The sequence below is a fragment of the Candidatus Corynebacterium faecigallinarum genome (genome assembly GCF_052264515.1).
In the GTDB taxonomy this organism is placed as follows: domain Bacteria; phylum Actinomycetota; class Actinomycetes; order Mycobacteriales; family Mycobacteriaceae; genus Corynebacterium; species Corynebacterium faecigallinarum.
Map to the genome: position 1 here is coordinate 154,869 of NZ_JBQQOC010000003.1, position 12,251 is coordinate 167,119.

The 12,251-nt window shown below is 68.1% G+C and carries 9 protein-coding genes and 4 tRNA genes; 1 reads left to right on the plus strand and 12 read right to left on the minus strand.

Annotation, left to right across the window (positions count from 1 at the left end; genetic code table 11):
- Positions 1–145 precede the first annotated feature (145 nt).
- The 6 genes from secE to ACTXPP_RS02765 all read right to left on the minus strand — a co-directional run bounded on the left by secE (position 146) and on the right by ACTXPP_RS02765 (position 3,204).
- Positions 146–502, minus strand: a complete 357-nt coding sequence (gene secE, locus ACTXPP_RS02740) for a preprotein translocase subunit SecE (RefSeq protein WP_301498764.1) — start codon at positions 500–502, stop codon at positions 146–148.
- An 85-nt stretch (positions 503–587) separates the two neighbouring features.
- Positions 588–660 (minus strand) — tRNA-Trp (locus tag ACTXPP_RS02745).
- Positions 661–1,014: 354 nt separating this feature from the next.
- Positions 1,015–1,088, minus strand: a tRNA-Met gene (locus ACTXPP_RS02750).
- A gap of 57 nt (positions 1,089–1,145) precedes the next feature.
- Positions 1,146–1,218 (minus strand) — tRNA-Thr (locus tag ACTXPP_RS02755).
- A gap of 501 nt (positions 1,219–1,719) precedes the next feature.
- Positions 1,720–1,801 (minus strand) — tRNA-Tyr (locus ACTXPP_RS02760).
- A gap of 365 nt (positions 1,802–2,166) precedes the next feature.
- A complete protein-coding gene (locus ACTXPP_RS02765) occupies positions 2,167–3,204 on the minus strand; it encodes a polyprenyl synthetase family protein (RefSeq protein WP_443340769.1) in 1,038 nt (345 codons plus the stop codon).
- Positions 3,205–3,393: 189 nt separating this feature from the next.
- On the opposite strand from ACTXPP_RS02765, the gene ACTXPP_RS02770 reads away from it, so the two are divergent.
- On the plus strand, positions 3,394–4,863 hold the full coding sequence (locus ACTXPP_RS02770; protein WP_443340771.1) for an FAD-dependent monooxygenase: 1,470 nt from the start codon (positions 3,394–3,396) through the stop codon (positions 4,861–4,863).
- 20 nt (positions 4,864–4,883) lie between these two features.
- Here ACTXPP_RS02770 and ACTXPP_RS02775 read toward each other — a convergent pair whose 3' ends face one another.
- The 6 genes from ACTXPP_RS02775 to ACTXPP_RS02800 form a co-directional block, all read right to left on the minus strand.
- Positions 4,884–5,573, minus strand: coding sequence for a demethylmenaquinone methyltransferase (locus tag ACTXPP_RS02775; RefSeq protein ID WP_301497369.1), 690 nt, complete (start codon positions 5,571–5,573; stop codon positions 4,884–4,886).
- A gap of 58 nt (positions 5,574–5,631) precedes the next feature.
- The gene (locus ACTXPP_RS02780; RefSeq protein ID WP_443340773.1) at positions 5,632–6,801 is read right to left on the minus strand and encodes a glycosyltransferase family 4 protein; all 1,170 of its coding nucleotides are present in this window, start codon (positions 6,799–6,801) and stop codon (positions 5,632–5,634) included.
- A 4-nt stretch (positions 6,802–6,805) separates the two neighbouring features.
- Positions 6,806–7,327 carry a DUF3592 domain-containing protein gene (locus tag ACTXPP_RS02785; RefSeq protein WP_301497373.1) on the minus strand — a complete coding sequence of 174 codons (522 nt, stop codon included), beginning with the start codon at positions 7,325–7,327 and terminating at the stop codon, positions 6,806–6,808.
- Positions 7,324–9,222 carry a 2-succinyl-5-enolpyruvyl-6-hydroxy-3-cyclohexene-1-carboxylic-acid synthase gene (gene menD / locus ACTXPP_RS02790; protein WP_443340775.1) on the minus strand — a complete coding sequence of 633 codons (1,899 nt, stop codon included), beginning with the start codon at positions 9,220–9,222 and terminating at the stop codon, positions 7,324–7,326. Before menD ends, ACTXPP_RS02785 begins: the two co-directional genes overlap by 4 nt.
- A 116-nt stretch (positions 9,223–9,338) precedes the next feature.
- A complete protein-coding gene (locus ACTXPP_RS02795; RefSeq protein WP_443340790.1) occupies positions 9,339–11,795 on the minus strand; it encodes an excinuclease ABC subunit UvrA in 2,457 nt (818 codons plus the stop codon).
- A 180-nt stretch (positions 11,796–11,975) separates the two neighbouring features.
- Positions 11,976–12,113: a hypothetical protein gene (locus tag ACTXPP_RS02800; protein WP_443340777.1), complete on the minus strand. Its 138-nt coding sequence runs from the start codon at positions 12,111–12,113 to the stop codon at positions 11,976–11,978.
- Between the last annotated feature and the right edge of the window lie 138 nt (positions 12,114–12,251).

The window sequence follows — 12,251 nt, forward strand, 5'->3', positions numbered from 1 at the left end:
TCCAAGGTGTACTAGAGGGTGTACTAGAGGATGTACTGGAAGGTTTCCAGGGGCCGGAGCAGTGGACGGACAAAGGGTGCTGCATGAAAAATCCGCCTCGCCGTGAGGCGGAGGCGGACATCATCTGGGGGCTAGTGTAGCACGCTCAGAGGCCGAACATGAACTCGATTCCCTCGCCGGCGAGGAGGTCCACACCGGTGCACAGGGCGGTGATGAAGATCAGGAAGACCAGGGTGACGATCGAGTAGGTGACCATCTCGCGGCCGGTCGGCCAGATGACCTTCTTCATCTCGGAGCCGACGGAGCGGGGGAACGCCAGGACGCGTGCGTCGGCGCCCTTGCCGGAGGTGGCGTCCTCGCGGGACACGGTGATGTCCGACCCGGCGGAGGACGCACCTGCGGGCGTCTCCTGGGAGTTGCTGACCTGACGCTTGCCGGACGGTCGCAACGGAGAACCGCCGACGTTGTCGTTACGGTCGGCGTTGTTCTTGTCGTCACTCACGAAATATCCGCTCCTGTGGGGGTTGTGCACCCCGGGGGCGACGGCGGTGATTTCACCGGCCAGCCGCACTCCCGGGGTGCGTCTGCAGGGGCGACAGGACTTGAACCTGCAACCTGCGGTTTTGGAGACCGCTGCTCTGCCAATTGAGCCACGCCCCTTTGCGATGCGCCCACCAGCTTACCCCAGCACCTCGGCAGAGGTGTGGTAACGCTGTGACACGCCACTTCGCGGCGCCGTCGTAACGGCACCGCAGCAGTGTATCAGTCGCCGGACCTGGCAGACAAAAGCCGTGGTCGCTCCGATGGTGGACGAGATCACGGTGCACCTGCGCGCAGGACGCGGGGGACGGCGGGGACGCCGCGATTGCGTGCCGCCGGGGACGCCGTGGACGCCGGGGATGCCGTGGACGCCGGCCCCTCCTCCGTGTCAGCGCAGCCACTCCATGCAGGTGGCGGCACAACGAAACAACCCCCGCGACATTGTGTCGCGGGGGTTGTTCTCGGGTTATTCTGTAGCGATGCCGGGGATCGAACCCGGGACCTCACGATTATGAGTCGTGCGCTCTAACCATCTGAGCTACACCGCCAGGGCCATTCGTACCGGCCGCAACCGGTCAACCCGGCGTGTGCCTCAAAATGACTTGAGCCCCCTGACAGAATCGAACTGTCGACCTTTTCCTTACCATGGAAACGCTCTGCCGACTGAGCTAAGGGGGCGTGCTCCACTGTTCGCACTTCCCAACATCTCTGTTGTTCCGTGCCCCAGCTCCTGAAGCCTGAAGTAGAATAACCAGAGGATGCTGCATTGCACAAATCTGCAGCTAGAACCCCAGAAATAGTGCCGTCTTGAGGTGCCTTCCCGCGTAGGTGCGCGCATCTCGCGGAGAACGGCCCTCCTACGCCCACTGTGAGCCCCTCCTGACAGGGCGGGCGCCTCGGGTCACCAACTCCAAGCCCAGATCGACCCGAAGTGAGCATGAATCCCGCGAATCCCGGCACTCAACGGATCCATGCTCAGTTCGGGTCGTTGACTGCGGGGCACCCTTCGCGAGATGGCCCTCGCGGGGCAGCAAACACCGAGAACCCTGTCCGGCCGGGCGGGATCCCCTCCCCTTCCGCCTGACGGGCCCCCTCCCCTTCCACGCCGCACCGTCCCCGGGGACACAGTGCCCGGACATGCAGAAAGCCCGTGGAGTGTTTCCACTCCACGGGCAGTTGTGCCAGGTAAAGGATTCGAACCTTTGAAGGCAATGCCGGCGGATTTACAGTCCGCTCCCTTTGGCCGCTCGGGCAACCTGGCGTGCGCTGCATACCCTACTACGAACAGACCATACTGCCGCAAATCGCCAGGTCACAGCTCTGTTACGGACGCTGTGTCTGTCGCAGTCGCCACGCCGGCCCTCTCAGCATACGATGTGGTGTGCGACGGTTCCCGACGGTGCGCGGCAGTGCGTGGCAGTGCGCGACGGTGCGCGACGGTGCGCGGCAGTGCGTGGCAGTGCGCGCCGGTCCCTGCACCGGTGATGTCAGAAACGTGGGACCAATCGTCGTGATCCGCGCCCGGGAACAGCAAACCGTCCCACCTTTCTGACAGAGGGGACGGTGGAGGGCGCACAGGGACGGGGAGCGGACAACGGGGGCCCGGCCAACCAACTCGGCAGAGAATCAGCCCAAGCGCTGCAGCGAGAACTCCATCAGCTGACGCAAGGCATCGGTCGCCGGAGCGTCCGGCAGTTTCGCCAGTTCGTCCTCGCCGTAGCCGCGGTAACGCTCCACGACCTCCTCGGCCCGCTGACGCCCCCCGGACGCCCGGATGAGCGTCAACGCTTCATCCACCAGGGCATCGTCGGCCACCGGGCCGGTGAGAAGCTCACGCAACCGCTCACCGCCGGCGTTGTCCTCGTTCATCGCGTAGAGCACCGGCAGGGTGAACACGCCCTCGCGCAGGTCGGTCCCGGGGATCTTGCCGGAGTCCTCCGGGTCGGACCAGATGTCGATGATGTCGTCGACGATCTGGAACACCTGACCCATGTGGCGACCGAACCGGAACAGCGCATCGCGGTGCTCCGCGGCCGCCCCGCTGTGCAGTGCGCCCAGGTAGCCGGCGGAGGCGATGAGCACACCGGTCTTCTCCTGGATGACCTGCAGGTAATGCTCGACGGCATCCGCCCCCTCGGTCGCCCCGACGGTCTCGCGCATCTGCCCGGTGACCAACTCACCGAAGGTGTCCGCGAAGTGCCGGACGGTATCGGTGCCCAGGTCGGCCATCAGCCGGGAGGCGACGGCGAAGATGTAGTCGCCCGCGAGGATGGCCACCGAGTTCGACCAGCGTGCGTTGGCGCTCGGCGCCCCGCGGCGACGGTCGGCCTCGTCCATCACGTCATCGTGGTAGAGGGTGGCCAGGTGGGTCAGTTCGACAACCACGGCGGCATCGATGACGGCGGCGTCCACCTCGGCGGCGTCGCGCTGCTCGCTGGGGGCATTCTTCCCGTACTCGGCGGCGAGCAGGGCGAACATCGGGCGGAAGCGCTTTCCGCCGGACAGGGCGAGGTGACTGATCTTGTCGGTGAGGAAGGTCTCCCCGGCCGACAGGACCTCACGGAGGCGTGCTTCGACGCGGTCCAGGCCGTCCGGAATGGCAACGTTGAGGGCCTCGTCCCCGAGGTCGAGTCCCGCACGTGCATCCGAGTTAGTGCTTGCCATGAGTTACGTCGCCCTTGTTCCTCTGATGTCCGTCTGAAAGTTCACGTCGTGCGCATCCCCGGCGGCTCTCCACGTGCCGGTTCGTTCACTCACGCTACTGTAGACCAGCGACACGGGGCCAACATAAGCGAATACCGCCCTGTGTACCGGACGTGCACTACGCGACAGAATGAACAGAATGAGCAGACGATGACTGAAACACCTGGGACGGCTCCCCTGCCTGGCCACGAGCACCGCCACGAACGCTGCGATGTCCTGGTCGTCGGCGCCGGTCCGGCCGGTGCCGCCGCCGCACACGCTGCCGCCCAGGCTGGGTGGGACGTCCTGCTGACCGACATGCAGTCCTTCCCCCGCGACAAGACCTGCGGTGACGGTCTGACGCCGCGGGCGGTCGGCGCGCTGGAGAAGATGGGGGCCGGGCACCTGTTGGACGAGGCGTCCAGCCCGGCGATCAGGGGTCTGAAGCTGCATGGTTTCGGCGGTTCGGTGGCCGCGCCGTGGCCGGAGCACCCGTCGTTCCCGCCCCGCGGTGCGGCGATCGCGCGGTCGTCGTTGGACAATTCCCTGGTGGAGTTCGCGGTGGCGTCCGGCGCCCGCCTGTTGACCGGGGTGAAGGCGGTCGACACCGAGCATGACCTGGTCGCGGGGGCCCGTCGGGTGCGTTCGGTGCGTTTCCGTTCGGCAGGACGCGCCGCCGGACGTACCGGCGCCACGTCAGGACGCTCCGGCAGTGCAGGACGCGGCGACGTCACCGTCGAGTGCCGGTTCCTGGTGCTCGCCGAGGGCGTGCGCAGTGGTCTGGCGAAGACGCTGGGTACCCGCTGGCATCGCGGACTGGTGCACGGCGTGGCCGCGCGGTCGTACTGCACCACCCCGTTCGGCGATGAGCCGTGGATCCACTCCCACCTGGAGTTGCGTGACGCTGAGGGGACCGCACAGCCGGGGTACGGCTGGATCTTCCCGCTGGGCAACGATGCCTGTACCAGCACCGCCGGCAGCGGCGGGGCCGGTAACAGCACCGCCGGCAATGGCGGTGGTGATGCCGACGCGACCTCCGGTTCCGTGAATATGGGCTGTGGTGCGCTGTCGACCGACAGCCGGCCGGCGAAAGTCAATGTGCGCAAGCTGCTGACGGGCTATGCCGACCAGTGCCGCGAGGAGTGGCAGCTCGGGCAGCCGCAGGACATCGCCAGTGCCCTGTTGCCGATGGGTGGGGCGGTGAGCCGGGTCGCCGGGGTGAACTGGGCGGCGATCGGCGACACCGCCGCGCTGGTGAACCCGCTCAACGGCGAGGGTATCGACTATGCGTTGGAGTCGGCGTCCGACCTGGTGGCGATGTTGGATGACGCCACCTTCTCCCCCGAGGGCCTGACCCACATGTGGCCGGCGCATCTGCGCGAGCACTACGGCGACGCCTTCTCGCTGGCCCGTCGGCTGGCGATGCTGCTGACCATGCCCGGACTGCTGTCGGCCATCGGCCCGATAGGCCTGCGCGGCCCGCTGGCGCCGGCGGTGATGGGGTCGGCGGCACGCCTGATGGGCAACCTGGTCACCCCGGACGACCGGGACCTCACTGCGCGCCTGTGGCTGGGTGCGGGACGGCTCAGCAACCACGTCGACCGGATCTTCCGGCAGGACGCCCGACCGCTGTTCGGGTAGCTACGCCGACCCAGACCGTCTTATACCGGCTTGGTGGCGCTGTGCAGCGCGGCGATGCCGAAGGTGAGGTTCTGCCAGCCGGCGCCCTCCCAACCACTGTCGTTGACCAGACGGGCCAGGCCCTCCTGGTCGGGCCAGGCGCGGATCGACTCGGCGAGGTACACGTAGGCCTCCGGGTTGGACGACACCGCCGTCGCCACCGCCGGCAGCGCCTTCATCAGGTACTCCATGTAGATCGTCCGGAACACCGGCACGATCGGGGTGGAGAACTCGCACACGGTCAGCTTGCCGCCGGGCTTGGTCACCCGGGCCATCTCGCGCAGTCCGGCCGCCGGGTCGACGATGTTGCGCAGCCCGAAGCTGATGGTGACGGCGTCGAAGGTGTTGTCGGGGAACGGCAGGTTCATACCGTCGCCGCAGACCTTCGGCACGTCACGGTGGGCACCGGCGGCCAGCATCCCCTTCGAGAAGTCGCAGGCCACACACCATGCTCCGGAGTCGCTGAGTTCGACGGTGGACACCGCGGTACCGGCGGCGAGGTCGAGGACCTTGTCACCGGGGGCGAGGTCGAGGCGGCGGCGGGTGCGCTTGCGCCACAACCGGTCCTGCCCGAAGGACAGGACGGTGTTGGTGATGTCGTAGTTCTTGCCGACGGCATCGAACATGCGGGCGACGTCGTTCGGGTTCTTCTCTAGGCTGGCGCGTGACACGGGAGTCAAGCCTAGCCGACCGGACGCACCGGGCGAACTGACCGCCGTTTCCGCAGCGTCAGCTCACCGGGACGTTCGGAGCGTCCTGCCGGTCGTGTCCGGTGTCGCCGGTCGCCTCACGGTAGTGCCCCAGCAAGGCATCGCACAGGCCCGGCCAGGTGCGTGGAAGCACGCCGGCCCGGGCACGCTCCCGGAAACTGTAGTGGTCCCCGCAGGTCAGCCGGTCGACCGCACCGGGAAGGTCGGCCTCGAAACGGGCGACCTCCAGCAGCTCCCCGTTGACACCGTGGTCGATGAGGTCCACCGGCCCTCCGGCGTTCGGGGCGATCGACGGCACCCCGCTGGCCAGCGCCTCCTGCAGCGACTGGCAGAAGGTCTCGAACTCGCCGGTGTGGACGAAGACATCCAGGCTGGCGTAGGCCTCCGCCAGCTCGATACCGTGCAATTCGCCGGTGAATACCGCGTCGGGCAAAACCCGTTGCAGTCTGGCCCGCTCCGGCCCGTCACCGACGACCACGAGTTGGATGTCGGGACTGTCCACCAGGGCACGCAGTCGTTCCACGTGCTTCTCGCTGGCGAGGCGTCCGACGTAGCCCACAACTCGCCGGTCAGCGGTGCCGTCGTAGCGTTCACCGAGCCAGGTACGACGCAACTTCTCATTGCGCCGGTCCGGGGTGAAACGTTCGGCGTCGACGCCGCGTCCCCAATGGCGGATGCGCTGCACACCGCGCGCCTCCAGCTCGGCGATGGTCGCCGAGGACGGTGCCAGGGTCAGTGCCGCACGGTTATGGATCATCCGCACCAACCCCCATGCTGCGCTGGTCAGCGGGGCCAGGTTGTAGCTGGCGGCGAAACCGGGCACGTCGGTCTGGTACACCGCGACAGTCGGTGTCCCCAGCTTCTTCGCGGCGACGGTACCGGCGGCACCCAGGACGAACGGGCTGGCCAGGTGGACCACGTCCGGTTGATAGTCGCGCATCACGGTCAGCACCTTGCGCGACGGCACACCCACCGGCAACGAGTTGACCACCGGCAGGGACAACGCCGGCACATGCACGACGGGAAATCCGGCGTACTCGTGGACCGACCCCTGCCCCTTCACGCCCGCCGGGGCGATGACCAGGGCATCGTCCCCGGTGGTACGCAGGTGCTCCAGCACGCGCAGGACGGAATTGACGACCCCGTTGACCACGGGCAGGAAGCTCTCGGCGACGATGAGGACACGCATGGGGCTACTCTGACATGGCCTGGTTGCCGGAGGATGGACGGGCAGTGAACTTCCCGCCGAACTTCTCACCGGTGCGTCTCACCCACCGCCAGCGGACCACCAGCAACAGCAGGACGGTCACCGCCGCACCGATGGCCCACACCGACAGTGCCGGCAGGATCGACAGGGTCCAGGAACGACCCATGACCTTGACGTTCTCAGTGTCGGAGCGCTGGTACTCCACCCACACCCGCTCGCGCTCGTTCAGGCCGGTGGGGTACTTCAGGCCGCGGTCCGGGGAGTGGTAGACCGCCTCGCTGTCGCGGTAACGCACCAGTACCTTGGACTGCTCGCCGAAGGTCCCGTTGCCGGGGTCGACGACCTCGGCGACGGCCACGCCACGGTCCCGGGAGATCTGCCAGTCACCCAGTGCGGCATTGGCGACGAGCATCCCGCTGACTGCGGTGACCAGGACGAACAGGCCGAGAATCAGCTGAATGGTTCGCCTGTACCACACCTTGACCGAGACCCCCAGGATGGTCGTCATCCAGCACTCCCGGGCGTGCCGCGTGAGTCGGTGGCGCCGAGGGTGGTCCGGGCGGCGAGTTCGGCATGGATCCGGGCCCGCGGTCCACGACTGACCACGGCTTCGATGACCAACATCCCGCCGGTACCCTCGGCGTGGTTCTCGAGCTCCAGACGCAGCTCTTCGAGAGTCTCGACCCGGTGGTGCTCCACACCGTAGCCCTCGCACAAAGCGCGCAGGTTCGCCGCGGTGGGGGTGGCGAAGACGCGGTCGAAGACGTCGGTGCCGTCGGCGAAGGTGCGCAGGGCGTCCCGTCCGGTCTCCAGCGTCTCGAAGATCGCCCCGCCGTCGTCGTTGGCGACGACGATGACCAGGTTGTCCGGGCGCGGTTCGGCGGGGCCGAACTCCAGTCCGTTGATGTCGTGCAGGAAGGTCAGGTCGCCAAGCAGTGCGACAGTGCGCGGGGCGCGGACGAGGTCGGGTTCGGCACTGGCGTGGGCCAGGGCCACACCGACGGCGGTGGAGACCGTGCCGTCGATGCCGGACGCCCCACGGTTGGCGATCGCGGTCACGCCCGGGAACGGCAGGCCGGCCAGCGAGGCGTCGCGGACCGGGGAGGACGCCCCGAGGACCAGTGCGTCCCCGTCGGCGAGGCTGTCGGTGACCGCGGCGGCGACGTGCAGGCCGGTGAAGGAGTTCGACGGTTCGGCGAGGAGGTCGCGCATGGTGTCGGTGGCGACCTCGCTGGCGGCAGCACAGACCTTGAGCCAGCCGCGGGGGTGTTCGCCGGTGACGCTGACCATCCGGCCGTCGCGCTGGTTGGAGTTGACTTGCGGGGCGTTGTCCCGGTCGGTGACGGCAAGGATGTCGATGGCGGGGTCGGACAGCAGCGCGGTGACCCCGCGGTGCAGTGTAGTGCGCCCGACGAGGACGATCTGTTCGGGACGCACCGTCGCCCGGTGGTCGTTGTGCGCCTGGTTGCCGCCGTGCCCGGCGGTGACGTCAGCAGTGACGCCGTCGGCGCTGGTGAGCAGTCCGGCTGCGGCCGGATGCACCGGGGTGTCCGGCGCAGATGCCAGAGGCTCGGCGATGGTGGGGACACCGGCCAGGGCATCGAAGATGCGGTCCGCCCACGCCCGGTCGCGGACCTCCCCGGCGATGACCAGGGTGCGGCGGGAGAGGTCGACGGTGAGGGTGGGCAGGTCGGTCCGGGTGGTGGCAAGATCGGCGTCCGGCGAGGACGCGGCGGTGGTGGTGGTCGTAGCGTCCTGCAGCGCTTCTTCCTGCGCGGCACGGGCGGCCAGCGTCACCTCGTCGGCGGTCTGCGGGACCAGCGGCGGGGCGAACGGGACGTCCACCTGCACTCCCCCGCGTGCCGTGGCGGCGACAGCCTCGGCCACCGCGCCCCGGACTGCCGTGTCGGCAGCGGCAGCGGTAGCAGCGACCGCAGCATCGATACCGATGGTCGCCACCGCGTGCGAGCCGAAGATCCCCTTCTGGTCGATGGTCTGGTTCGCACCGGTGCCGAGCATCTCCCACGGCCGGTTCGCCGACAGGACCATCAGCGGCACCCCACTGGCAGTGGCCTCCACCATCGCCGGCAGACAGTTCGCCACTGCAGTTCCGGAGGTCATCACGATCGGAACCGGCCGGTAGGAACGTCGCGCCAGGCCAAGGGCCAGGAAGGACCCCGAGCGTTCGTCGATGCGCACGTGCAGACGCAGCCGTCCGGTACGGGACGCCTCGGCCAGTGCCAGCGCCAGCGGAGCCGAACGGGAACCGGGGCAGACCACGGCATCTCGGACCCCGGCCTCGACCAGCGCATCGACGATGACAGCGGCGACCCGGGTCGCAGGGGCTACGGCGGAGTCGCCGGCGTCTCCGGAGTCGGAGCCAACGGTGGAGTCTTCATTCACCCCTCTGACGCTACCCGGCGCGGTGGTCAGACGAGGAACCATGCCGCCCCGGGGCGCGATTGTCCGGGGCGCGATAGTCCGGGGTGCGATTGTCCGGGGTGCGGGCCGAGGGATGGTCAGCCGGCGACGGCGGCGGCGAGGTAGTGCCCGGTCAGGCTCGACGGGGCCGCTGAGGACACGGGGTCGGCCCCGGCCCCTGCTTCAGCCTCGGACCAGACCTCGGACTGTGCCACCAGCTCGGCGGGAGTGCCGGTGAAAACAACTGTGCCGCCCTCGTGACCAGCACCCGGGCCGACGTCGATGATCTGGTCGGCCGCGGCGATCACCGCGAGATTGTGCTCGATGACGACCAGGCTGTGGCCGTCGTCCACCAGTGACTGCATCATCGTGACCAGCGTTCCGGTGTCCGCCAGGTGCAGACCCGAGGTCGGCTCGTCCAGCACGATGACCGAACCGTTCAGCCCCTCCCCGATCTTCGCGGCGAGCTTCAGACGCTGACGCTCACCACCGGACAGGGTGTTCAGCGGCTGGCCGAGCCGAAGGTAGTCCAGGCCGACCTGCACCAGCCGGTCGAGCACGGCAATCACCGCGCGGGTGGCGGCATTGCCTGCACTCTTGCTCTTGCCGCCGCCAGCACAGCCGGCCACCTCCTCGGCGAAGTACTCCCGGGCACCGCGCACGGTCATGTCGAGGACGTCGCTGACGGTGCGTCCGGCCAGGGTGAACTCCAGGACCTCGGGGCGGAACCGCTTGCCACCGCACTCCTCACAGGTCGCGGCGACCCCGGCCATGATCGCCAGGTCGGTGTAGACCACGCCGAGCCCGTTGCACATCGGGCAGGCGCCGGTGGAGTTCGGGCTGAAGTGCGCCGGGGTGGCACCGGCGTCCTTGTTGGCGCGGGCGAAGAGCTTGCGGATGTCATCGAGCATACCGGTGTAGGTCACGGGCGTGGAACGCCGGGAACCGCGGATGCCGGACTGGTCGACGACGGTGACGTCGGAGCGTCCTGCCAGGCCACCGTGGACCATCGAGGACTTGCCGGAACCGGCGACGCCGGTGACCACGGTGAGCACGCCGAGCGGGACATCGACGGCGACGTCCTGCAGGTTGTTGTCGTTGAGGTGCTCAAGGCTGATGTGCCCGGTGGGGGTGCGGACGCTCTCGCGCAGCGACAGGCCAGCCTCCAGGGAGCGGGCGGTGGTGCTGTCGGCACCCAGCAGTTCGGAGTAGCTGCCGGTGAAGACGACCTCGCCACCGGCCTCGCCGGAGCCCGGTCCGATGTCCACGACGTGGTCGGCGGCGGCGATGACCTCCGGCTTGTGCTCGACGACCAGCACGGTGTTGCCCTTGTCGCGGATGCGCTGGAGCAGCTCGTTCATCCGGGCGATGTCGTGCGGGTGCAGGCCGATCGTCGGCTCGTCGAAGACGTAGGTGACGTCGGAGAGTGAGGAGCCGAGGTGGCGGATCATCTTCACGCGCTGCGCCTCACCGCCGGAGAGCGTGCCGGCGGGGCGGTCGAGGCTGAGGTAGCCGAGGCCGACGTCGATGAGGTTGTCGAGCATGGCCAGCAGGTTGCTGCGGACCGGGCCGACGCTCGCGGCGTCGACGGTTACTTCGTGTTCCAGGCCCACGACGAGCTCGCGTAGCTCGGTGACCTGGGTGGAGTTCCACTCGGCGATGGTGCGTCCGGCGACGGTGGCGGTGCGGGACGCTTCCTTCAGTCGCGCGCCGCGGCAGTCGCGGCACGGGCCGGTGGTGCTGATCTTCTCGACGAAGTTGACGATCTGCTTCTGCTTCGGCGGGGTGTCGCGGTCGATCCACAGGCGGCGGATGCGGGTGACCAGGCCGTCGTAGGTGGTGGTGGAGAAACCGGAGTTGTCTTCTTTCGCGACCTTGAGCTTCTGGGTCGGGGCGTAGAGGAAGAACTCACGCTCCTCCTCGGTGAAGTCGCGGACTGGCTTATCCGGGTCGAGCCGGCCGTTGTGGGCGTAGGCGCTCCAGTACCAGTCGCCGACGTTGAACCCCGGCGCGTCGATCGCCCCCTCGTTGAGGGTCTTGTCCTCGTCGAGGAAGGTGGACAGGTCGATGTCGGCACCGGTGCCGGTGCCCTCGCAGGTGGGGCACCAGCCTTCGGGCAGGTTGAAGGAGAAGTGGCCGGACGCCCCGACGTACGGCGTGGACAGTCGGCTGAACAGGATGCGGACCAGGGAGGAGACGTCGGTGGCGGTGCCGACGGTGGAGCGGGAGTTCGCGCCCATGCGCTCCTGGTCGATGATGATCGCCGGGGAGAGGTTCTCGAGCACGTCGACGTCGGGACGCGGCAGGCTCGGCATAAAGCCCTGGACGAAGGCGCTGTAGGTTTCGTCGATCAGGCGGCGGGACTCGGCGGCCACAGTGCCGAAGACCAGGGAGGACTTGCCCGATCCGGAGACTCCGGTGAATACGGTGAGACGTCGTTTAGGGATGTCGACGTCGATGTTCTTCAGGTTGTTGGCGCGGGCACCACGGACGTGGATGGTGTCGTGGGAGTCGGGGGACGCAACGGACAAGTCGTGGGCGGGGTCAGCACTCATTCGTCCCGTTATACCGGACGGTGTTCCCTCGTTCGGGCGGTCGTGTGAGCCACTGTCGACGTCGATGTTCTTCAGGTTGTTGGCGCGGGCGCCGCGGACGTGGACGGTGTCGTGGCTGTCGGAGACGGAACCGTGGGAGGCTCGGCACACTTTCGGTCCGTCAAACCGGAAGCCAGGCGGCTATGAACCGTCCCACATGTCCAGGACGACCACCCCCTCGTCGTCGGGGGCTGGAGGGTTCGTGGGTGTGATCGCACTCCTGGGCACCTCGAACCTCGGGAGACCTGCCAGTGCGCGGTTCTCGTTGGTGGACCTCACGTACCGTCCTTCTAGGTCGGTCGTCCGTCCGGGTCGTCGTTGAGCGTGTCGAAGTTCCGCTGGAAATAGCTCGTCCAGTCGAGAATCTCCTGCGCCAGGTCACCGGTGATGCCGAAGTCCTCGGGTAGCACGTAGGGG

Coding starts and splice junctions, on each gene's coding strand:
- ACTXPP_RS02770 (WP_443340771.1), top strand. CDS start 3,394: ATGACTGAAACACCTGGGACGGCTCCCCTGCCTGGCCACGAGCACCGC.
- ACTXPP_RS02780 (WP_443340773.1), bottom strand. CDS start 6,801: ATGCGTGTCCTCATCGTCGCCGAGAGCTTCCTGCCCGTGGTCAACGGG.
- ACTXPP_RS02765 (WP_443340769.1), bottom strand. CDS start 3,204: ATGGCAAGCACTAACTCGGATGCACGTGCGGGACTCGACCTCGGGGAC.
- ACTXPP_RS02795 (WP_443340790.1), bottom strand. CDS start 11,795: ATGAGTGCTGACCCCGCCCACGACTTGTCCGTTGCGTCCCCCGACTCC.
- ACTXPP_RS02785 (WP_301497373.1), bottom strand. CDS start 7,327: ATGACGACCATCCTGGGGGTCTCGGTCAAGGTGTGGTACAGGCGAACC.